This is a genomic window from Streptomyces sp. BK208 (assembly GCF_004364245.1).
Taxonomy (GTDB): Bacteria; Actinomycetota; Actinomycetes; order Streptomycetales; family Streptomycetaceae; genus Streptomyces.
In genome coordinates, this window is sequence record NZ_SOAV01000008.1 from 360074 (window position 1) to 381688 (window position 21615).

Annotated in this window: 18 protein-coding genes; 10 read left to right on the top strand and 8 right to left on the bottom strand. The window is 72.3% G+C overall.

The genetic code is table 11. The features are described 5' to 3' along the window. Window positions 1-66: 66 nt before the first annotated feature. A complete protein-coding gene (locus tag EV562_RS21880; protein WP_133888518.1) occupies window positions 67-861 on the top strand; it encodes a methyltransferase domain-containing protein in 795 nt (264 codons plus the stop codon). A gap of 6 nt (window positions 862-867) precedes the next feature. Here the strand turns inward: EV562_RS21880 and EV562_RS21885 are convergent, their stop codons facing one another. Together EV562_RS21885 and EV562_RS21890 are read right to left on the bottom strand one after the other, a co-directional pair. Then, entirely contained in the window at window positions 868-1803 is a 936-nt protein-coding gene (locus tag EV562_RS21885; RefSeq protein ID WP_133888519.1) for a PfkB family carbohydrate kinase, read from the bottom strand. Beyond that, window positions 1800-2708: a pseudouridine-5'-phosphate glycosidase gene (locus tag EV562_RS21890; protein WP_166661930.1), complete on the bottom strand. Its 909-nt coding sequence runs from the start codon at window positions 2706-2708 to the stop codon at window positions 1800-1802. The genes EV562_RS21885 and EV562_RS21890 overlap by 4 nt, the downstream gene beginning before the upstream one ends. A 136-nt stretch (window positions 2709-2844) precedes the next feature. Between EV562_RS21890 and EV562_RS21895 the strand changes: the two genes are divergently transcribed. Continuing rightward, on the top strand, window positions 2845-3273 hold the full coding sequence (locus EV562_RS21895; RefSeq protein ID WP_133888520.1) for a VOC family protein: 429 nt from the start codon (window positions 2845-2847) through the stop codon (window positions 3271-3273). A 19-nt stretch (window positions 3274-3292) separates the two neighbouring features. Here EV562_RS21895 and EV562_RS21900 read toward each other — a convergent pair whose 3' ends face one another. Together EV562_RS21900 and EV562_RS21905 are read right to left on the bottom strand one after the other, a co-directional pair. After that, on the bottom strand, window positions 3293-3844 hold the full coding sequence (locus EV562_RS21900) for a methylated-DNA--[protein]-cysteine S-methyltransferase (protein ID WP_133888521.1): 552 nt from the start codon (window positions 3842-3844) through the stop codon (window positions 3293-3295). 44 nt (window positions 3845-3888) lie between these two features. Beyond that, window positions 3889-4758, bottom strand: coding sequence for a glycerophosphodiester phosphodiesterase family protein (locus EV562_RS21905; protein WP_133888522.1), 870 nt, complete (start codon window positions 4756-4758; stop codon window positions 3889-3891). A gap of 290 nt (window positions 4759-5048) precedes the next feature. Between EV562_RS21905 and EV562_RS21910 the strand changes: the two genes are divergently transcribed. From EV562_RS21910 to aroQ, 7 genes are all read left to right on the top strand, one after another. After that, window positions 5049-5924, top strand: a complete 876-nt coding sequence (locus tag EV562_RS21910; protein WP_133888523.1) for an MHYT domain-containing protein — start codon at window positions 5049-5051, stop codon at window positions 5922-5924. A gap of 40 nt (window positions 5925-5964) precedes the next feature. Beyond that, window positions 5965-8103, top strand: coding sequence for an excinuclease ABC subunit UvrB (gene uvrB, locus EV562_RS21915; protein WP_133888524.1), 2139 nt, complete (start codon window positions 5965-5967; stop codon window positions 8101-8103). 141 nt (window positions 8104-8244) lie between these two features. Beyond that, window positions 8245-8823 (top strand): TerD family protein, encoded by a 579-nt coding sequence (locus tag EV562_RS21920; RefSeq protein WP_030185838.1) that lies wholly within the window; start codon window positions 8245-8247, stop codon window positions 8821-8823. Between the two features lie 207 nt (window positions 8824-9030). After that, window positions 9031-11046, top strand: a complete 2016-nt coding sequence (locus EV562_RS21925) for a TerD family protein (RefSeq protein ID WP_133888525.1) — start codon at window positions 9031-9033, stop codon at window positions 11044-11046. 249 nt (window positions 11047-11295) lie between these two features. Further along, entirely contained in the window at window positions 11296-12297 is a 1002-nt protein-coding gene (locus EV562_RS21930; protein WP_133888526.1) for a TerC family protein, read from the top strand. A 147-nt stretch (window positions 12298-12444) separates the two neighbouring features. Further along, window positions 12445-13545, top strand: a complete 1101-nt coding sequence (locus tag EV562_RS21935) for an ionic transporter y4hA (RefSeq protein WP_133888527.1) — start codon at window positions 12445-12447, stop codon at window positions 13543-13545. Window positions 13546-13758: 213 nt separating this feature from the next. After that, on the top strand, window positions 13759-14232 hold the full coding sequence (gene aroQ / locus EV562_RS21940; protein WP_133888528.1) for a type II 3-dehydroquinate dehydratase: 474 nt from the start codon (window positions 13759-13761) through the stop codon (window positions 14230-14232). Window positions 14233-14606: 374 nt separating this feature from the next. On the opposite strand, the gene EV562_RS21945 is transcribed toward aroQ, so the two are convergent. Beyond that, window positions 14607-15263: an MBL fold metallo-hydrolase gene (locus EV562_RS21945; RefSeq protein ID WP_133888529.1), complete on the bottom strand. Its 657-nt coding sequence runs from the start codon at window positions 15261-15263 to the stop codon at window positions 14607-14609. 63 nt (window positions 15264-15326) lie between these two features. Next, window positions 15327-16013 carry a maleylpyruvate isomerase family mycothiol-dependent enzyme gene (locus tag EV562_RS21950; protein WP_133888530.1) on the bottom strand — a complete coding sequence of 229 codons (687 nt, stop codon included), beginning with the start codon at window positions 16011-16013 and terminating at the stop codon, window positions 15327-15329. A gap of 223 nt (window positions 16014-16236) precedes the next feature. Between EV562_RS21950 and uvrA the strand changes: the two genes are divergently transcribed. Next, window positions 16237-19305, top strand: coding sequence for an excinuclease ABC subunit UvrA (gene uvrA, locus EV562_RS21955; protein WP_133888531.1), 3069 nt, complete (start codon window positions 16237-16239; stop codon window positions 19303-19305). Window positions 19306-19410: 105 nt separating this feature from the next. On the opposite strand, the gene EV562_RS21960 is transcribed toward uvrA, so the two are convergent. Next, entirely contained in the window at window positions 19411-20319 is a 909-nt protein-coding gene (locus EV562_RS21960) for a carbohydrate kinase (RefSeq protein WP_133888532.1), read from the bottom strand. Continuing rightward, window positions 20316-21434 (bottom strand): LacI family DNA-binding transcriptional regulator, encoded by a 1119-nt coding sequence (locus EV562_RS21965; RefSeq protein ID WP_133888533.1) that lies wholly within the window; start codon window positions 21432-21434, stop codon window positions 20316-20318. Before EV562_RS21965 ends, EV562_RS21960 begins: the two co-directional genes overlap by 4 nt. Window positions 21435-21615: the final 181 nt, after the last annotated feature.

The window sequence follows — 21615 nt, forward strand, 5'->3', positions numbered from 1 at the left end:
CGGCAGGACTCTCCCGCCGGAGCGTCGCCCCCTTCGGGCAAGCCGGACAACTGGGATGATCGCAGCATGACGCGAACCGACGGATACCTCCTCGACAACGGGCAGTCCGAGGCGGCGGAGCGCTTCGACGCCTTCGCAACCCTCTTCGACCCCACCACGTTCCGGCACCTCCAGGCACTCGGCGTCGGCCCCGGCTGGCGCTGCTGGGAGGTCGGGGCCGGAGGCACCTCCGTGGTGTCGTGGCTCGCCAAGCGGGTGGGCCCCACCGGCAGGATCCTCGCGACGGACATCGACACCTCCCGGGTCGCCCCGGCCGGCCGACCGCCGGTGGAGGTGCGCGTGCACGACGTGGGTGCGGAGGAACCGCCGGGGGACGGCTTCGACCTCGTGCACGCGCGGCTCGTCCTCGTCCACGTCCCCGACCGGGAACGGGCGTTGCGGTCGATGATCCAGGCCCTGCGTCCCGGTGGCCGCCTCCTGGTCGAGGACGCCGACCCGGCGCTCCAGCCCCTGCTCTGCCCCGACGAGCACGGCCCCGAGCAGCAACTGGCGAACAGGCTCCGGCACGGCTTCAGGGAGCTGCTGTCCCGTCGCGGCGCCGACCTCTCCTACGGCCGCCGGCTGCCCCGGCTGCTCCGCGAGGCGGGGCTGCGCCGCGTCGAGGCCGACGCCTACTTCCCGGTCACCTCGCCCGCGTGCGCCGCCCTGGAGTCCGCGACGGTACGACAGATCCGCGATCAGCTGGTCGCCGCCGGGGCGGCCACCGACGACGACATCGACCGCCACCTCGCCAACGTCGCGGCCGGCGGCATGGACCTCGCGACGGCGCCGATGATCTCGGCCTGGGGCCGCAAGGGCTGACCGAGGTCACCCGTCGACCGGCCGCCTGCCGGTCGCCCGTGGCGGTCTTCCGCCCACCCTCTCCACCGCCCGCGCCCCCGCCCGGCATCCGGCGGCCGCCGCCTCCTCGGGCTCCGCGCCCGTGAGCAGCGCGGCGAGGAACGCGCCGGTGAAGGCGTCACCGGCGCCCGTACTGTCCCGCGGTGCCGCCGCGACGGCGGCGACCCGGGCGCTCACGGCGCCGGACCGGGCCACCAGCGCCCCGTCCGCCCCCAGCTTGGCGACCACCAGGGGGACGTGCCGGCTGAGCTTCGCGGCCGCGTCCGCCGCGTCGGAAAGCCCGGTGAGCAGGCATGCCTCGTCACGACTGGGCAGCAGGACGTCCACGCCCTCGACCAGGCCGAGGAACCGGCCGACGCCCAGCTCGGCGAGGAACCCGGCCGACGCCGGGTCCAGGCTGACCTGCACCCCACGCGCGCGTGCCGACGCCAGGGCGGCCGACACCAGGGCGCGGCCCGGCTCCGAGAAGAGGAGATACCCCGACAGATGCAGCCGGCCCACGCCGTCGAGCAGCGTGTCCGACCAGTCGTCCGGCCCGATCCGCAGCGACGCCCCGCTGTCCGTCAGGAACGTCCGCTCGGCCGCGGCACCGGTGTCGACCAGGCAGATCACCGTCCCCGTGGGTGCCGTCGCGTCGACGACGAGAAGCGGACGCACGCCGCACGCCGCCAGCTCCCGCTCGTGCCAGTCGGACGCGTCGGCGCCCACCCGGCCCAGCAGCCGTACGTCCCCGCATCCCTCGTGGGCGGCCCAGCAGGCCACGTTGGCGCCCGCCCCGCCGGGCAGCCGCCGGACCGAGGCGGCGGTGTCCGTACCGGCGGCCAGCGGTCCCCGGTGCCGGGCGACGACGTCGGTGACCACGTCCCCGACGACCAGCAGCGCGCCGCCCGGCGCCACGGTCACGCCCCGGTCCAGGCAGCCGCGATCCGGGCCGCCAACCGCACGTTCCCCCGCACGGCCGCCAGGTTGGCGCTCAGCGAGGCGCCGTCGGTGAGCCGTACCAGGCGTTCGAGCAGGAACGGCGTGACCGCCTGACCCGTGATCCCCTCGGCTTCGCACGCGTGCAGTGCGTCGGTGAGCACCCGCGCGTGGAGCACGGGATCGAGCTGCTCCTCCTCGGGGACGGGATTGGCGACCACGAGCGCGGACGACGGCCCGCCCAGCGTGTCCTGCGCCCGCATGACCGCCGCCACCTGCCGCGGGTCGTCCAGCGTCCAGTCCACCGGGTGTCCCGAGTCGGACAGGTAGAAGCCGGGGAAGCGGTCCGTGCGGTACCCGGCGACCGCCACCCCCAGCGTCTCCAGCCGCTGCAGGGTGGCGGGGACGTCCAGGATGGACTTCACGCCCGCGCAGACCACCGTGATCCGGGTGCGGGCCAGCAGGCCCAGGTCGGCCGACTCGTCCTGGGTCACCGTCCACTCCCGGTGGACGCCGCCCAGACCGCCGGTCGCGAACACCCGTACGCCCGCGAGCGCCGCCAGCCGGGCGGTCGCCGACACGGTGGTCGCCCCGCTCGCGCCACGGGCCACCGCGAGGGGCAGGTCCCGGTGCCCGAGCTTGCGGACGCCGTCCTCGTTGGCGATCCGCTCCAGCTGCTCCTTGTCCAGGCCGACCCGGGGCCGTCCGTCCAGCACGGCGACCGTCGCCGGTACGGCGCCCTCCCGCCGCACCGCCTCCTCCAGCTCCCGCGCCACCAGCAGATTGCGCGGGCGAGGCAGACCGTGCGCGATGATCGTGGACTCCAGGGCCACCACGGGGCGCCGTGCCCCGATCGCCTCCCGCACCTCTTCCGACACCATCAGCACCACGCGCCTGCCTCCTGTCCGACGGTCTCCCTGGGCTCCGCTCCCCCTCATCCCTGGCGGGCGGGGGACCGGGCCAAACCCCGCCGGCGCGGCGAACAGAACCGTTGCGGCTCCCGGGAGGGAGCACGAGTCTGAGGCCATGACAGACAACACGACACGTCTCGACCACGTCGTCCTGTGGGTGAGTGACCCGGTCGCCGCGGCCGGCTTCTACGAGAAGAACCTGGGATTCGAACCCCTGCGGGTCACCGAGTACACCGCGGGAACCGTGAGCTTCCCCTCCGTGCGGATCAACGAGGAGACCATCCTCGACCTCGCACCGCACTCCATGGCGGCCCGGATGCGCATGCTGCCCGGCGCCGAGGCCGGCGCCGGGCATCCCGTCAACCACGTCTGCGTGTCCCTGCCCGCGCACGACTTCGACGCCCTGCGCGCCCGCCTGCAGGAGCAGTCCGTCCCCGTCTCGGACCTCTCGTACGACTCCTACGGCGCCCGCGGCCCGGCCAGGCGGAGCTTCTACTTCGGCGACCCGGACGGCAACATCGTCGAGGCCCGGCACTACGAGTAGGCCCCGAGGGCGCCGCCCCTCAGAACAACGGCTCGGGCAGCACGCCCTCCAGCGCCAGCAGCCGCCGCTTGGTGCCCACGCCGCCGCCGAACCCGCCGATGCCGCCGTCGCTCTCCACGACCCGGTGGCACGGCACGACGACCGGCAACGGGTTGGCGCCCATGGCCATGCCCACCGCCTGCGCGGCGTCCGGCCGGCCCACCCGGCCGGCCAGGTCGCCGTAACCGACGACCCGGCCGAAGGGGACGGCGGTCAGCTCCCGCAGCACCTGCCGGTTGAAGCCCGAGATCAACGACCAGTCCAGCGGCAGGTCGAAGTCGCGCCTGCCGCCCGCGAAGTACGCCTCCACCTGGCGTATCGCCTCGGCCAGCAGCGGGGAGCCGGGCGCCTCGACGGGCTCCGTGCCCAGCCGGGACGCGAGCCTCTCGAGTGCCCGGTCGCGCGCGGCGCCGGCGGCGTGGAACACGACGTTGACCAGGCCCTCGCCGGTCGCGGCCAGCAGCAGCGGACCGATGCCGGTGGTGACGACGGTCCACACGACCTGCTGTCCGTCCTGCCCGGGGCTGTCCATGCGCCCACAGTACGACCGGCCACTGACAACGCCCGGCTGAGGACCTAGTCCACGGCGTCCCGCACCACGTCGGGCTTGTTGGTGATGATGCCGTCGACCTCGTACCCGGCGACCAGGCGCGCGGTGGCCGCGTCGTTCACCGTCCAGGCGAGGACCTCCAACGGCCTGCCGTGCGGGCCGGTGAACGCGTGCACCGCGGACACGTAGCTCATGGAGAGCGAGCTGTACGACGGGTTGATCTGGTCGGCGAACTCCGCGTACGCCGGCAGCTCCGACACGGCCGGGGTGCCGAGGAAACCGGTCTTGACCGAGGGCTTGAGGTCGTGGACCGTCCGGATGCTGTCGGCGTCGAAACTCTGCACGATCAGCCGTCGCGTCACGTGCTGCCGGTCGAGCCAGCCCTCGTTGGCGAGGACCTTGAGGGTCTGCAGCTCGATGCCCGGGTAGAGTCCGGGGCTCTTCAGCTCCAGGAGCAGCCTCTGGTGGTTGTGCTCCAAGCGGTCCACGTACTGCTCCAGCGTCGGCACGCGCGCGCCCGCGTACTCGGGCCCGAACCAGCTCCCCGCGTCCAGCCGGGCGATCTCCGCGGCGGTGAAGTCCTTCACCTTCCAGGGCGACCGGTCCGGGAAGACCTGCTCCACGTCGGTCGTACGCGCCAGGCTCTCGTCGTGGACGACGACCAGCTCGCCGTCCCGGGTGCGCTGGACGTCGTTCTCCACCCACCTGATGCCCAGCTCCGCCGCCCGGTCGACGGCGGCCAGCGTGTTCTCGGGTGCGTAACCGGAAGCTCCCCGGTGGGCGACGACCACCGGCCCGTCGCCGCCGGCCTCGTCGGCCCGGGCGTGCGAGAGGGGAGCCGTGAGGGCGACCCCCAGCAGGGCGGTGGTCGTGACGGCTACTGCGCGCACGTGCATGCGTACTCCTCGCGTCGAACGATCACGGACAGCTTCACTGTGACACCGGAGAGTGCATAAAGAAGGGTGGCGGAATGGCCACAGGCTGAATGGAGTTGCTCAACTACGCTCACGTGGACGGCACAACTGGGGCGAGGCCGTGATTCTTTGCCGGAGAATCGTTCGACCATTCCGGTGGAAGTCATACTCTCTGCCTCGGCCCTGATCGTTCGCGCGGTCCTGGGAGGGGGAGCACATCAGGCGAATCCGGGGCACCTCCGGGGCGTAAGAAGGCGGAAGGGCAGCCGCACATGCACAGCACGGTCGACGGATTCAGCTACGGACTCGTCACACCGCTGGTCGCCTACCTCATGGCCTGCCTCGGCGGAGCCCTCGGCCTCCGCTGCACCGCCCGGGCCATGCTGGTCACCCGCTCCTGGCGGCCCGGCTGGCTCGCCCTCGGGTCGGCGGCGATCGGCTCCGGCATCTGGACCATGCACTTCGTCGCGATGATGGGCTTCACGATCGAGCACACCCCGATCCGCTACGACTGGCTGATGACCTTCGCCAGCCTGGCCGTCGCGATCGTCATGGTCGGCGTCGGGATCTTCATCGTGGGCTACCGGGGGGTGCGCGGAACGGCCCTGTTCACCGGCGGCACCATCACCGGACTGGGCATCGCCTCCATGCACTACCTGGGAATGGCCGGGATGCACCTGGACGGGCAGCTGACGTACAACACGTTCACCGTCGGTGTGTCGGTCGTCATAGCCATGGCCGCCGCCACCGCCGCCCTGTGGGCGGCGGGACAGGTGCGGGGCTTCCTGTGGAGCGTGGGCGCCGCCCTGATCATGGGGCTGGCCGTCACCGGCATGCACTACACGGGCATGGCCGCCGTCCAGGTCCACCTCACCGGCACGGGTGAGCCCCCCGTCGGCGGATCGCCCGCCGATCTGCTCGCCCCCATGCTGATCGGCCCCCTCGCCTTCCTCCTCCTCGCCGGCGTCGTCGTCCTGTTCGACCCGCAGATGGTCATGGGGCAGCCCGCCGCCCCCGCCGAGCAGAAGCCGGGCGTCCCCGCCCACACCGGAGCCCCGCGCACGATCCGCCGCTCGGCGCACCACCCCGCACGCCGCACCCGCCGCCCCCTCGTCCACCGGCGCCCCCGTACCCCGCAGAACCGCTGACCGGAACCCGTTGTCAGTGCGGGGTCGTACCGTTGAACCCATGCGGCCCGTTTCCCAGATCGAACGCACGGTGGCGCCCTTCGAGGTCGTCAGTCCCTACCAGCCGAGCGGTGACCAGCCGGCGGCCATCGCCGAGCTGGCCCGGCGCGTCCAGGGCGGTGAGAAGGACGTCGTCCTGCTCGGCGCGACCGGCACCGGCAAGTCCGCCACCACCGCGTGGATGATCGAGCAGGTCCAGCGCCCCACCCTGGTGATGGCGCCGAACAAGACCCTGGCCGCCCAGCTGGCGAACGAGTTCCGCGAGCTGCTGCCGAACAACGCCGTCGAGTACTTCGTCTCGTACTACGACTACTACCAGCCCGAGGCCTACGTACCGCAGTCGGACACCTACATCGAGAAGGACTCCTCGATCAACGAGGAGGTGGAGCGCCTGCGCCACTCCGCCACGAACTCGCTGCTCACCCGGCGCGACGTCGTCGTGGTCGCCTCCGTCTCCTGCATCTACGGCCTCGGCACGCCGCAGGAGTACGTGGACCGCATGGTCCCGCTGCGGGTCGGCGAGGAGCACGACCGGGACGAGCTGCTGCGCCGCTTCGTCGACATCCAGTACACGCGCAACGACGTGGCCTTCGCCCGCGGCACCTTCCGGGTGCGCGGCGACACCATCGAGATCTTCCCGGTCTACGAGGAGCTGGCCGTCCGCATCGAGATGTTCGGTGACGAGATCGAGGCCCTGTCCACGCTCCACCCGGTCACCGGCGAGATCATCAGCGACGACCAGCAGCTGTACGTCTTCCCGGCCTCCCACTACGTCGCCGGCCCCGAGCGCCTGGAGCGGGCGGTCAACGACATCGAGAAGGAACTGGCCGAGCGCCTGACCGAGCTGGAGAAGCAGGGCAAGCTCCTGGAGGCCCAGCGGCTGCGGATGCGTACGACGTACGACATCGAGATGCTCCGCCAGATCGGCTCCTGCTCCGGCGTGGAGAACTACTCGATGCACTTCGACGGCCGGTCGCCCGGCTCCCCGCCGAACACCCTCCTTGACTACTTCCCGGACGACTTCCTGCTCGTCATCGACGAGTCCCACGTCACGGTGCCGCAGATCGGCGCCATGTACGAGGGCGACGCCTCCCGCAAGCGGACCCTGGTCGACCACGGCTTCCGGCTGCCCTCCGCGCTCGACAACCGTCCGCTGAAGTGGGAGGAGTTCCAGGAGCGCGTCGGCCAGACCGTGTACCTGTCGGCGACCCCGGGCGCCTACGAGCTCTCCCGCTCCGACGGCGCGGTCGAGCAGATCATCCGCCCCACCGGCCTGGTCGACCCGGAGATCGTCGTCAAGCCCACCGAGGGCCAGATCGACGACCTGGTGCACGAGATCCGCACGCGGACCGAGAAGGACGAGCGCGTCCTGGTCACCACCCTCACCAAGAAGATGGCCGAGGACCTCACCGACTACTTCGTGGAGCTCGGCATCCAGGTCCGCTACCTGCACAGCGACGTCGACACCCTGCGCCGCGTCGAGCTGCTGCGCGAGCTGCGCGCCGGCGAGTACGACGTCCTGGTCGGCATCAACCTGCTGCGCGAGGGCCTCGACCTGCCCGAGGTGTCCCTGGTGGCCATCCTCGACGCCGACAAGGAGGGCTTCCTGCGCTCGGGCACCTCCCTGATCCAGACCATCGGCCGCGCGGCGCGCAACGTCTCCGGCCAGGTCCACATGTACGCGGACAGGGTCACGCCGGCGATGGAGAAGGCCATCGACGAGACCAACCGCCGCCGCGAGAAGCAGATCGCGTACAACACGGCGAACGGCATCGATCCCCAGCCGCTCCGCAAGAAGATCAACGACATCGTCGCCCAGATCGCCCGCGAGGACGTCGACACCGAGCAGCTCCTCGGCTCGGGCTACCGCCAGGTCAAGGAGGGCAAGGGCGCCAAGGCCCCGGTGCCCGCGCTGGGCGGCAAGGCCGCGGGCGGGACCAAGGCGGCCAAGGGCCGGGCCAAGGAGACGGCCGTGACCGACCGGCCGGCGGCGGAGCTCGCCGAGCAGATCGAGGACCTCACCACCCGGATGCGGGCGGCCGCGGCCGACCTCCAGTTCGAGATCGCGGCGAGGCTGCGCGACGAGGTCTCCGAGATGAAGAAGGAGCTGCGCCAGATGAAGGAGGCGGGCCTGGCCTGACGGCCCGTCCGAGCAGCCCACTGTGTTGCAAGACCGACACAAAGCGCGGACCGGGGTGGGGCGCTGTCAGTGCCCCTGCGTAGGGTTCTGGTCAACCGCGAGTACGCGGCAACAGGGGACAGTTCGAGAGGGGATCAGCGCGTGACCGTCAACATGACCAAGGGTCAGGCCATCAGTCTGCAGAAGAGCGACGGCGGCAGCCTGACGTCGGTGCGCATGGGTCTCGGCTGGCAGGCGGCTCCCCGGCGCGGCCTCTTCGGCTCGCGCACCCGGGAGATCGACCTGGACGCCTCCGCGGTCCTCTTCGCGGACAAGCAGCCGGTCGACGTCGTCTTCTTCCGCCACCTGGTGAGCGACGACGGCTCGGTGCGCCACACCGGGGACAACCTCGTCGGCGGTGTCGGCCAGGGCGGCGACGACGAGGCGATCCTGGTCGACCTCCAGCGCGTTCCGGTCCACATCGACCAGATCGTCTTCACGGTCAACTCCTTCACCGGCCAGACCTTCCAGGAAGTGCAGAACGCCTTCTGCCGCCTGGTCGACGAGACCAACGGCCAGGAGCTGGCCCGCTACACGCTGGCCGGCGGCGGGGCCTTCACGGCCCAGATCATGGCCAAGGTGAACCGTGCGGGCCAGGGCTGGGCGATGACCGCCATCGGCACCCCGGCCAACGGCCGCACCTTCCAGGACCTGATGCCGGCGATCCTGCCGGTCCTGTAGCAGCCGATCCGCGGGATGCCGGGCGCGGCGGTCCGGCCCGTAGCGGCCCGGGCCGCAGCAGCCCCGGGCCGCAGTGGTCCGGTCCGCGGCGGGCTCCGTCCGCCGGGTCCGGTCCGCCGTGGTCCGCCCGCAGCATTCCGGCACCGACCGGCCGGGCCCGCACGACGCCTCGCGGGTGACGCACGAACGACACAGGGGGAGAAGGCGATGACGGCCGAGCTGACGCGGGGACAGAACCACCCGCTTCCCGGGGCTCGTCTCGAGATCCGGGTCTCGGCCGGCACGCCGGTCGTGGCCGGTGCGACACTCGGCGACGAGAACGGCACCATCCACGGCGTCGAATGGGTGGCCCACCCGGGCGCACCCACTCAGCCGGGCCTGGAGGTCTCCCGTCAGGCCGCCGCCGACCACCGCCTCGCGGTGGACCTGGACGCCGTGCCGGACGCCGTGCACCGCGTCAGCGTGCTGCTCGCCCTGCCCGCCGGCGGAAGGGGGCCGGTCCGGTTCGGTGCCGTCGCCGCCCCCTTCGTCGCCGTCACCGGCCTCGACGGCGACGAGGTCGCCAGCTACACCATCACCGGCCTGGAGGCCGAGTCCGCCGTCGTCGCCCTGGAGCTGTACCGGCGACAGGGCGCCTGGAAGGTCCGGGCCGTCGGCCAGGGCTACGCGGGCGGCCTCGCCGAGCTGTTCGCGGACCAGAGACTGGCCCAGGCCCACCAGCTCGCGGGGAGCATCCAGGAGGCGGTGGCGGACGGGGTGGCCCGAGCGGTACCGGCCCCTCCCGCCGCCACCCCGGCGCACGGTCCTGAGCACGGCGCCGCACCCGGCGCCGGCCACGGTGGCTCCCTGCCGCCGACGTCTCCGTACGACCCCCAGGGCGTGACCGCCCCCGGCCCGCAGACCTCCGGGGTGCCGGGACAGCACGGGGCGCAGCAGCCGTACCCGGACGGCCCGGGGGAGCCCGCCACCGCCGGCCGGCCGGCCGGGTCCGCGGCGGGCGGCCCGATCGACTACAGCCATCCCCGCCGGCAGAACGGGGCGCCGCCCCCGCCTCCGCCGACCGCGCCCCCGGCCGAGCCCGGCCGGCCCGCTCAGCCCGTCGCGGGTGACGCCACCGGCTGGTCCATGGAGGAGCGGCTCTACAACCAGGTGTGGGGCATGTTCGAGGACCTGGCCCGCACCGCGGCCGCCTACCGCAGCGCCGTCGACTTCGCCGACTCCCGCATGGAGAAGGAACTCGACCAGGCGCTGTCCGACCCCCGCAGCCGGATCGGCGGCCAGGGGGACGCCGCCCGGGAAGCGGCGCGGGCCCGGCACGGCCTGCTGGTGTCGCAGGCCAGGGAGGTCCTGGACCGGGACGTCGCCCAGCTCGTCGCGGAGGCTGAGGTGGTCGAGCCCGCCCTGCCTGCGGCGTTCGCGCGCTGGGACAACCCCGTCTGGCACGCCTACCGCGTCCCCATGGAGATACCGATGGCCCTGCGGCTGGGCGATCTCCATCTGCCCGAGGCCGACCGCGTACGCGTCCCGATGCTGATCCGGCTGCCGCTCGAACGCGGCCTGTGGATCGACAGCGGGCGCTCCTCCTCGATCGACGGCGCCTTCGCCGACTCCCACGAGATGCGGCGCCTGGGCCTGGAGACGGCCGTCGCCCACGCGGCCCGGCTGCTCGCCGTCTACCCGGCGGGCGAGTTCACCGTGCACGTCATCGATCCCGCCGGATCCGGTGCGCAGGCACTGGCGCCCCTGGTGCAGAGCGGGGTGCTCGCCGCACCGCCCGCCCAGGGCGCCGCGGGGACGGCGGACGTGCTCGCGCGGCTCACCCAGCGCGTCGACCTGGTGCAGATGGCGTTGCGCGGCGGCGCTCCCGACGCACTGCCGCCCGGTCTCGACGCCTCGCAGCAGCTGCTGATCGTCAACGACTTCCCGCACGGCTTCGACGACCGCGCGGTCAACCAGTTGCGCTACCTCGCCGACGAGGGGCCCGCCGTCGGCGTCCACCTGATGATGGTCGCCGACCGCGAGGAGTCCGCCGGGTTCGGGCCGCTGCTCGACCCGCTGTGGCGCTCGCTGCTGCGGCTGACGCCGGTGGCCGACGACCACCTCGCCGACCCGTGGGTCGGGCATGCCTGGACGTACGAGCCACCGGTCGTGCCGCCCGGCAGCCAGGTGCTCCGGCAGGTGCTGGACCAGGTCGTCGCCGCCCGTCGTTCATGGGACCGGTGACCGCCTCCGAGCTGGGCTTTTGAGCTTAATTTGCAAATCTCTTTACCTTCCCTTGGGGATTGGGGTACTGTCTTCCGTACGGAGGGGAGTACTCCCTGTCTGTGCGGCGTACCCGTCAATACGGATCAGGCCAGATCCCGGGGCGTCGGCCCGTGGTCCGAGCGCGTCACGCGTCCCGGACCGGGGTGGAAGAGACCTCCGGCAGCGACGACGCTGACATCTGCCGTGTGACGTACTGCCGGAGGCGCAGTGGAAGTTTCCGTGACCCTGTGGGTCCTGACCATCGTGGGCCTTGCCGCCCTCATCGCGGTCGATTTCTTCATCGGCCGCAAGCCGCACGACGTATCGATCAAGGAAGCCGGCATCTGGACCGGCGTATGGATCGCCCTGGCGGGCCTCTTCGGGCTCGGCCTGCTCCTCTTCGGGGGCGGTGAGCCGGCCGGCGAGTTCTTCGCGGGCTTCATCACCGAGAAGTCGCTGAGCGTGGACAACCTCTTCGTCTTCGTCCTGATCATGGCGAAGTTCGCGGTGCCCTCGCAGTATCAGCAGCGGGTCCTGCTCATCGGTGTCCTCATAGCCCTGGTCCTCAGGGCCGTCTTCATCGCCGCGGGTGCCGCGATCCTCGCCAGCTTCGCCTGGGTCTTCTACATCTTCGGCGCGTTCCTCATCTACACCGCCTGGAAGCTCATCCAGGAGGCCCGGGCCGACGAGGACGACGAGGAGTTCGAGGAGAACAAGCTCCTCAAGGCCGCCGAACGCCGCTTCGGCGTCGCCGACCGATACCACGGCACCAAGCTGTGGATCGAGGAGAACGGCAAGCGGATCATGACCCCGATGCTGGTCGTGATGCTCGCGATCGGCACCACCGACGTGCTCTTCGCGCTCGACTCCATCCCGGCGATCTTCGGTCTGACGCAGGACCCGTACATCGTGTTCACGGCCAACGCGTTCGCCCTCATGGGGCTGCGCCAGCTCTACTTCCTCATCGGGGGTCTGCTGAAGAAGCTGGTGCACCTGTCCTACGGCCTGTCCGTGATCCTGGGCTTCATCGGCGTCAAGCTGGTGCTGCACGCCCTGCACGAGTCCGGCGTCCATGTGCCCGAGATCAGCATTCCGGTCTCGCTCGGCGTGATCTGCTCGGTCCTGATCGTCACCACGATCACCAGCCTGCGCGCTTCCAAGAAGCAGGCGGAGGCGGAAAGGGCGGCCGCGGAGAGCGGCGACACGTCGAAGGACAGCGTCGAGGCCTGATCCACCCGGCCCGGGAGCGGCGGACGGCACGGAGCCGTCCGCCGCTCCCGCGCCTCTCCGCGCTCCCGCCGTGCTCGCCGTGTTTCCCGGGCGGGAGGCCCGTGAGCCCGGCGTGCGGGCCCGGTCGCCCTCTGCGACGATCGCCGCATGGTCACCGGCCGCAGGGCGCTCCTCGCACAGTGGACGACCGTCACGCCCGTGATCGCCGTCGTGCTGCTGGCCCTGACCTGGGGCCGCTCGCTGCCCGGCGCGGTCGTCGCGCTGCTCACCGTCGTCCTGGCGGTCTCCGTCCTGGCCGCCGTGCACCACGCCGAGGTGGTAGCCCACCGGGTCGGCGAGCCCTTCGGCTCCCTCGTCCTCGCCATCGCCGTCACGGTCATCGAGGTAGCGCTCATCGTGACCCTGATGGCGGACGGCGGCGACAAGAGCGCGACCCTGGCCAGGGACACCGTCTTCGCGGCCGTCATGATCACCTGCAACGGGGTGGTCGGGATCAGCCTCCTGGTCGCCTCCCTGCGCCACGGGATCGCGGTGTTCAACCCGGAGGGCACCGGCGCCGCCCTCGCGACGGTGGCGACCCTCGCCACCCTCAGCCTGGTCCTGCCGACGTTCACCACCAGCGCGCCCGGCCCGGAGTTCTCCACCCTTCAGCTGACGTTCGCGGCGCTGTCCTCGCTCGTCCTCTACGGCCTGTTCATCGCGACCCTCACCGTGCGGCACCGCGACTACTTCCTGCCGATCACCCGGCAGGGCGAGGTGATCACCGCCGAGGAGCACGCCCACGCACCGTCCTCGCGTACGGCGCTGCTCAGCCTGGGGATGCTCGGCCTGGCGCTGATCGGCGTCGTGGGCCTCGCCAAGGGCGTGTCGCCGACCATCGAGGACGGCGTGGCGTCCGCCGGACTCCACCACGCCGTCGTCGGCGTCATCATCGCGCTGCTGGTCCTGCTCCCCGAGACGATCGCCGCCGTGCGTTCCGCGCGCCGCGACCGGGTGCAGACCAGCCTGAACCTGGCGCTCGGCTCGGCCATGGCCAGCATCGGCCTGACCATCCCCGCGGTCGCCCTGGCCTCCGTGTGGCTCTCCGGACCGCTGGTCCTCGGTCTCGGCTCCGTCCACCTGGTGCTGCTCGCCCTCACCGTGGTGGTGGCCTCCCTGACGGTCGTGCCGGGCCGGGCGACGCCCCTGCAGGGCGGCGTCCACCTGGTGCTGTTCGCGGCGTACCTGGAACTGGCCGTCAACCCGTAGGCGCAACGCGGGCGTCGGTACGTCGCCGTCAGCGGAGCGGAGCAGCGGTCCGGCAGCCCGCGCCCGCCCGCGATGCGCAGGGTGCGGAATCCGCCATCGGTGCCCGGCGACCACGAGGACGCGGCCCGCCGGGGCGTCGGCGCACCGTGATAGACCGGGGGCCGAGCAGCGGTCGCGCAAGGGCCGCCGCACCCCTCACGGACCGGAGGAACCGTGCCCCGCACCCTGGCCAACGCCCCGATCATGATCCTCAACGGCCCCAACCTGAACCTGCTCGGCCAGCGCCAGCCGGAGATCTACGGGTCCGACACCCTCGCCGACGTCGAGGCTCTGTGTGTGAAGGCGGCGGCCGCGCACGGCGGCACGGTGGACTTCCGGCAGTCCAACCACGAGGGCGAACTGGTCGACTGGATCCACGAGGCCCGGCTGCACCACTGCGGGATCGTGATCAACCCGGCCGCGTACTCGCACACGTCCGTGGCCGTCCTGGACGCGCTGAACACCTGCGACGGCCTGCCGGTGGTGGAGGTCCACATCTCCAACATCCACCAACGCGAGCCCTTCCGGCACCACTCGTACGTCTCGCAGCGCGCCGACGGCGTCATCGCGGGGTGCGGGGTGCAGGGGTACGTGTTCGGTGTGGAGCGGGTCGCGGCGCTGGCCGGGGCGGGCACGGCCGAGGCCTGAGGCGCCGGGGCCGCCGGCCGGGGGCGGGGATCGGGAGGCCGGCGGCCCGTGCCGCCCAGGAGCCGTCGATCCTGTGCGGGGCTGCCACCAGTCGACCGCGTCGGCCCGGTGCGCGGGGAGCGCGCACGGGCCGCGGGTGTGTGCGACCGCTTCACACGGGGTGTGCGCGGCGCCGGGACGACGCGGGCGGGTTCGCGCCGCACGACGCGGGTTCGTGCCGCACGCACCCGCCCGGCGGCGAGGGCGCTGCCGCCCGTCGTCAGCGTGCCCCCGTGGTCAGCGTGCGCCCGCCCGTGCCGGGACGCCGCCGCCCGCCGCCGAGTGACGGACGCCGCCCGGCGCCGGTACGCGCGCGGCGGCGGCCGAGGGGCCGGTCACCAGCCGCGTGCCCGCCACTGCGGCAGGTGCGGCCGCTCCGCGCCGAGCGTGGTGTCGTCGCCGTGCCCCGGGTAGACCCACGTCTCGTCCGGGAGGGCGTCGAAAATCTTGGTCTCCACGTCGTGGATCAGGCTCGCGAACGCCTTCGGGTCCTCGAAGGTGTTGCCCACACCGCCGGGGAAGAGACAGTCCCCGGTGAACAGGTGGGGGTGCCCGTGCGGGTCGTCGTAGACCAGGACGATGGAGCCCGGGGTGTGCCCGACGAGGTGGCGCGCGGTCAGCTCCACCTGCCCGACCCGGATCGTGTCGCCGTCGTCGACCAGGACGTCGGTGGGCACCGGAATGCCCTCGGCGTCGTGCCGGCCGGCGTGGGTGCGGGCACCGGTGGCCGCGACCACCTCGGCGAGCGCCTGCCAGTGGTCACCGTGCCGGTGGGTGGTGACGACGGACGCGATGCCGTCGTCACCGATCGTGCCGAGCAGGGCGGGCGCGTCGTTGGCCGCGTCGATCAGCAGTTGCTCGTCGGTGGCCCGGCAACGCAGCAGATAGGCGTTGTTGTTCATCGGGCCGACCGCGATCTTGGTGATCATCAGGTCCTTGAGCTCGTGCACGTCGGCGGGCCCGCCCACCGTCACCTCTCCGCTGTACGTCATGACGGCCAGCCTAGTCCCGCCCCCCCCACCGCAACCGCGGCCCTGGGGTGGTCCGCCCGGCGCCTACAGCGGCGGCAGGGCCGGCAGCGGGCCGCCCTCCGCGGTGAGCGCGACGCCCTCACGGCGACCGGCGAGCCAGCCGAGCAGATCGGCCGGGGGACCGCTCACGGTCACCTCGGGGGCGTCGGCCTCGCGTCCGGTGCGCCACACGCGCGTGCCGTCGGTCAGCCGGGTCGGCGGCACGTCCGGATGCCCGGCGAACCGGGCCGCGAGGAAGTCGGTCTCCCGCTCGGTGAACTCCGCCGGAAGATCCTCCAGCTCGTACCCGATGCCGAGGTCCACGTGGTGCAGCTCCACCTCGGCCCAGCGCCGGAACGGCACCCGGGACGCCGAGTCGGTGACTCCGTTGCGCAGTTCCACCGTGCGCGTCCAGTCCGCGGGCGCCGTCCCCGTCTCCTGGAAGCGGGCCGCGCTCTCGCGCACGTCCGCGAGCTGGACGTCCAGGGGCCGCGGGGCGTCCCGCTCGATGTCGGCGTCGCGGGCCTCGCCCGAGGTGTACATCGGGCGTGCTTCGAGAACGTTCACGAGGGCGTCGGCGTTGCGGGCGAGGTGGGCCAGGACGTGGCCGCGGCTCCAGCCGGGAAGCCGTGACGGTTCCGTCACGGCCGCGTTGTCCAGTTTCCCGACCGCGGTGAGCAGCCGCTCGGTAGCGTCGCGTACAGACACCAGGTCATGAGCGTGATCAATCATGGTGCTGACCCTAGACCGCGCCACACCTTCGGGTGAAGGTTGCGGACGACCCCCGTTATTCGAATGCACGTGCTATAAGCTCGAAGGCGGCGTCGGGCATGCTGGGAAGTCGGGGTTTGTTGACAACCGGTGAATCCGACCGGCGTTGTCAGTGGCTCCCCCTAGTCTGAGAAAGACGGGGGCCCCGCCCCTGTCACTTCTCTCAAGAAAGGTGCGGACCGGCGTGGCCGACCGTCTCATCGTCCGTGGCGCGCGCGAGCACAACCTGAAGAACGTCTCGCTCGACCTGCCTCGTGACTCGCTCATCGTCTTCACGGGTCTGTCCGGGTCGGGCAAGTCCTCCCTGGCCTTCGACACCATCTTCGCCGAGGGCCAGCGGCGCTACGTGGAGTCGCTCTCCTCCTACGCCCGGCAGTTCCTCGGCCAGATGGACAAGCCCGACGTCGACTTCATCGAGGGCCTCTCCCCGGCGGTCTCGATCGACCAGAAGTCGACCTCGCGCAACCCGCGCTCCACGGTCGGCACCATCACCGAGGTCTACGACTACCTGCGCCTGCTCTTCGCCCGCATCGGCAAGCCGCACTGCCCCGAGTGCGGCCGGCCGATCTCGCGCCAGTCGCCGCAGGCCATCGTGGACAAGGTCCTGGAGCTTCCCGAGGGCAGCCGCTTCCAGGTGCTCTCGCCGCTGGTGCGCGAGCGCAAGGGCGAGTTCGTCGACCTCTTCGCCGACCTGCAGACCAAGGGCTACTCCCGGGCGCGGGTGGACGGCGAGACCGTCCAGCTGTCCAACCCGCCCACGCTGAAGAAGCAGGAGAAGCACACCATCGAGGTGGTCGTCGACCGCCTCACCGTCAAGGACTCCGCCAAGCGCCGGCTCACCGACTCCGTGGAGACCGCGCTCGGCCTGTCCGGCGGCATGGTCGTGCTCGACTTCGTCGACCTCCCCGAGGACGACCCCGAGCGCGAGCGCATGTACTCGGAGCACCTGTACTGCCCGTACGACGACCTGTCCTTCGAGGAGCTGGAGCCCCGCTCCTTCTCCTTCAACTCGCCCTTCGGCGCCTGCCCCGACTGCTCCGGCATCGGCACGCGCATGGAGGTCGACCCGGAGCTGATCGTCCCCGACGAGGACAAGTCCCTCGACGAGGGCGCCATCCACCCCTGGTCGCACGGGCACACCAAGGACTACTTCGGCCGCCTGATCGGTGCCCTCGCGGACGCGCTCGGCTTCCGCACGGACATCCCCTTCGCGGGTCTGCCGCTGCGCGCCCGCAGGGCCCTGCTGAACGGCCACAAGACCCAGGTCGAGGTCCGCTACCGCAACCGGTACGGCCGCGAGCGCCGGTACACCACGGCGTTCGAAGGGGCGATCCCGTTCGTCAAGCGCCGGCACAGCGAGGCCGAGAGCGACTCCAGCCGCGAGCGCTTCGAGGGCTACATGCGCGAGGTGCCCTGCCCCACCTGTGCGGGCACCCGCCTCAAGCCGCTCGTCCTCGCGGTCACCGTCATGGGCAAGTCGATCGCCGAGGTCTCGGCGATGTCCATCAGCGACTGCGCGGACTTCCTGGGCGAGCTGAAGCTCAGCGCCCGGGACAAGAAGATCGCCGAGCGCGTGCTGAAGGAGGTCAACGAACGGCTGCGGTTCCTGGTCGACGTCGGCCTGGACTACCTCTCGCTGAACCGCGCGGCGGGCACCCTCTCCGGCGGCGAGGCCCAGCGCATCCGGCTGGCCACCCAGATCGGCTCCGGCCTCGTCGGTGTGCTGTACGTCCTGGACGAGCCGTCCATCGGCCTGCACCAGCGCGACAACCACCGGCTGATCGAGACCCTCGTCCGGCTGCGCGACATGGGCAACACCCTGATCGTCGTCGAGCACGACGAGGACACCATCAAGGTCGCCGACTGGATCGTCGACATCGGCCCCGGCGCCGGCGAGCACGGCGGCAAGGTCGTGCACAGCGGCTCCGTCAAGGAGCTGCTCGACAACGCCGAGTCGCAGACCGGCCTGTACCTGTCCGGGCGCAAGGCCATCCCGCTGCCCGACATCCGCCGCCCGCAGGACCCCGCCCGGCGGCTGACCGTGCACGGCGCCCGGGAGAACAACCTCCAGGACATCGACGTGTCCTTCCCGCTGGGCGTGTTCACGGCCGTCACCGGCGTCTCCGGCTCCGGAAAGTCGACGCTGGTCAACGACATCCTGTACACGCACCTGGCCCGCGAGCTGAACGGCGCGAGGAACGTTCCGGGGCGGCACACGCGCGTGGAGGGCGACGACCTCGTCGACAAGGTCGTGCACGTCGACCAGTCGCCCATCGGCCGCACCCCGCGGTCGAACCCGGCGACGTACACCGGCGTCTTCGACCACATCCGCAAGCTGTTCGCCGAGACCACGGAGGCGAAGGTCCGCGGCTACCTGCCCGGCCGGTTCTCCTTCAACGTCAAGGGCGGCCGCTGCGAGAACTGCGCGGGCGACGGCACGATCAAGATCGAGATGAACTTCCTCCCGGACGTCTACGTCCCCTGCGAGGTCTGCCACGGCGCCCGGTACAACCGGGAGACGCTGGAGGTCCACTACAAGGGCAAGTCCATCGCCGACGTGCTGAACATGCCGATCGAGGAGGCGACCGACTTCTTCGAGGCGGTCCCCGCCATCTCCCGGCACATGAAGACCCTGAAGGACGTCGGCCTCGGCTACGTCCGGCTCGGCCAGTCCGCGACCACCCTGTCCGGCGGCGAGGCCCAGCGCGTCAAGCTCGCCAGCGAGCTGCAGCGCCGCTCCACCGGGCGCACGGTCTACGTCCTGGACGAGCCGACCACCGGCCTCCACTTCGAGGACATCAGCAAGCTGCTGACGGTCCTCGGCGGCCTGGTCGACAAGGGCAACACGGTCATCGTCATCGAGCACAACCTCGACGTGATCAAGACCGCCGACTGGGTCGTCGACATGGGTCCCGAGGGCGGCGCCGGCGGCGGCCTGGTGGTCGCCGAGGGCACGCCGGAGCAGGTCGCGGGCGTCCCCGCCAGCCACACCGGCAAGTTCCTGCGGGACGTCCTCGGTGCCGAGCGGGTCAGCGACGCGGCTCCGGTGGCCAGGCCGCGCAAGGCGGCGAAGACGGTCGCGGCGAAGACCGCGGCCAAGAAGACGGCCACCAAGGCCGTCACCGCCGCGGCCGCCAAGAAGGCGAGCGCCACCAGGACGGCCAGGACGGCGACCGCCGCCAAGGCCGCCAAGACGACGAAGAAGGCCGCCACGCCCGCCGCGAAGAAGAGCACGCGGACGAGCAAGGCCTGAGTCCTGACCCGGCCGGCCCCCACGGGATCATCCGTGGGGGCCGGCCGCGTCCGTACGCGCCCTCCTGGCCGCCCGCCGCGATGCCGCTGTGCGCCCCGGCCCCCGTCAGAGGGCGACTTCCCGGGCGTACGGCGGTTCCGCGCCCGCCCGGGAACAGGTGACCGCCGCCGCGCGGGCGGCGAAGCCCAGCAGACCGGCCCAGCCCTGCGCCCCCAGCCCGGCCAACGCCTCGTCGCCGAGGGCGTCCCGCGCCGCGAGGCCGTGCAGCAGCGCCGCGTTGACCGTGTCGCCCGCGCCGATCGTGTCCACCACCGACACGGGCTCGCCGGGCACCGTGTACTCGCCCCCGTCCCGGGTGTACGCCGTCAGGCCCGCGCCACCCCGGGTGACCACGACCGCGGCCGGGCCCGCCGCGAGCCACTCGCGGGGCGTGCCGCCGAGCCACTCGGCGTCCTCGGCGGACAGCTTCAGCAGCGAGACCGACGGCAGCCAGCTCCTGAACCGGGCCCGATAGGCGTCCGGGTCCGGGATCAGCCCGGGCCGGATGTTCGGGTCCAGCGCCGTGAAGACCCCCCGTGCGGCCGTCGTGCGCAGCAGTTCCTCGTACGCGCCGGCGCCCGGCTCCAGCACCAGCGAGCAGGTACCGAAGGAGACGGCCCGGGTGCCCGGCGGCAGACCGGCGGGCACCGTGAACAGCCGGTCGGCCGTCCCCTCCACGTAGAAGGTGTACGCGGCCGAGCCGTCGGCGTCGAGCGAGGCCACGGCGAGGGTCGTCGGCTCGTTCCCGCGCTGCACCGGCGAGACGTCCACCCCGGTCTCGCGCAACCGGTCGAGGAGCGCCTCGCCGAAGGCGTCGTACGACACCCGTGAGCAGAACGCGACGGGTGAGCCGAGGCGGCCCAGCGCGACGGCGGTGTTGTACGGACCGCCGCCGAGCGCGGGCCGCAGCGCGGCGAGGGCGCCCGCGCCCTGCGGTACCAGGTCGATCAGTGCCTCACCGGCGACGACGATCACGGGAGGGTCCTTTCGTTGGCCTTGGCATGGGCTCCGCCCGGCCGCCCGGAGGCGTGCCCCGGCGGCCCGGAGACGTGCTCCGACAGCCTGGAGGCCTGCTCGGGGCAGCCGCAGGAGGTGCGGTGGACGAAGGCGCAGGGCAGCCGTACCGTCCGCACGGGCCGGTTCGGCACGGCGAGACGGTCCAGCAGCAGCCGGACGGCCTGCGCTCCGATGTCCCTGCTGGGCTGGGCGACGGCGGTGAGCCGGGGGGAGAAGAGGTCCGCCCAGGCGAAGTCGTCGAAGCAGCACAGCGCGAGGTCGCCGGGTACGGACAGGCCGCGCTCACGGAGGGCGCGCAGGGCACCGATGGTCATGGCGTTGTTGGCGGTGACCAGCGCGGTGGGCGGCACCGCCAGGGACAGCAGCTCCGCCGTGGCCCGCTCGCCGCCGGCCGCCTCGGAGTCGCCGTGCACCAGCAGCCGCTCGTCGTAGGGCAGCCCGGCGGCGGCGAGGCCGTGCCGGTACCCGGTGATCCGTTCACGGGTCGTGCTGAGCCCCGGCCGGCCCGCGACCAGGGCGATCCGGCGGTGGCCGAGCCCGGCGAGATGGTCCACGAGCCGGGTCGTCGGCTCGGCGCTCTCCGCACAGACCTGGTCGAAGCGCGAGGCGTCCCCGGCCTCCGCCTCGCCTACGATCCGGTCCAGGAAAACGGCCGGCACCCGGTGGCGCGCGAGGTAGGCGACGAGGTCGCGGGGCTCGGCGGAGGGCGCGACGATCATGCCGTCCACGCGCCGCTCGTGCAGCAGCCTGACGACCTTGCCCTCGTGCCGGGGATCGTCGTGCGGATCGGCGATGAGCAGGCTGTAACCGTGCTCCAGGGCACTGGCCTCGACGCCCTGGAGGATCTCCGTGAAGTACGGGTTGCTGATCGCGGACACCGCGAGCCCGATGGAGCGGGTGCGGGAGGTCACCAGGGAGCGGGCCAGGGTGTTGGGGGTGTAGCCCAGCTCCTCGACGGCGTCGAGCACCGCCTGGCGGGTGTGCGGCAGCACCGGGCGGGTGTCGTTGAGCACGTGCGAGACGGTCGCCACCGAGACCCCGGCGCTCCGCGCCACATCGGCCATGGTCGCCACCCGCCCACCCCTTCCAGGTCACGTACGGCCGCGTCGCGTACGGCCGCGCCGTGCGCGCCGTGACATGTACGACCGCGCCGCCGCGGTCGGCTCGTCCGTTGGCCGGGTCCGCGCGCTCCGGGCCGGACGGTACCCCACCGCGGGAGGGCGCGTAAACGCTTGCGCAAGCGTTTACGCGTCC

Coding starts and splice junctions, on each gene's coding strand:
- EV562_RS21880 (WP_133888518.1), top strand. CDS start 67: ATGACGCGAACCGACGGATACCTCCTCGACAACGGGCAGTCCGAGGCG.
- EV562_RS21895 (WP_133888520.1), top strand. CDS start 2,845: ATGACAGACAACACGACACGTCTCGACCACGTCGTCCTGTGGGTGAGT.
- EV562_RS21900 (WP_133888521.1), bottom strand. CDS start 3,844: ATGGACAGCCCCGGGCAGGACGGACAGCAGGTCGTGTGGACCGTCGTC.
- EV562_RS21905 (WP_133888522.1), bottom strand. CDS start 4,758: ATGCACGTGCGCGCAGTAGCCGTCACGACCACCGCCCTGCTGGGGGTC.
- EV562_RS21910 (WP_133888523.1), top strand. CDS start 5,049: ATGCACAGCACGGTCGACGGATTCAGCTACGGACTCGTCACACCGCTG.
- uvrB (WP_133888524.1), top strand. CDS start 5,965: ATGCGGCCCGTTTCCCAGATCGAACGCACGGTGGCGCCCTTCGAGGTC.
- EV562_RS21925 (WP_133888525.1), top strand. CDS start 9,031: ATGACGGCCGAGCTGACGCGGGGACAGAACCACCCGCTTCCCGGGGCT.
- EV562_RS21935 (WP_133888527.1), top strand. CDS start 12,445: ATGGTCACCGGCCGCAGGGCGCTCCTCGCACAGTGGACGACCGTCACG.
- EV562_RS21945 (WP_133888529.1), bottom strand. CDS start 15,263: ATGACGTACAGCGGAGAGGTGACGGTGGGCGGGCCCGCCGACGTGCAC.
- EV562_RS21950 (WP_133888530.1), bottom strand. CDS start 16,013: ATGATTGATCACGCTCATGACCTGGTGTCTGTACGCGACGCTACCGAG.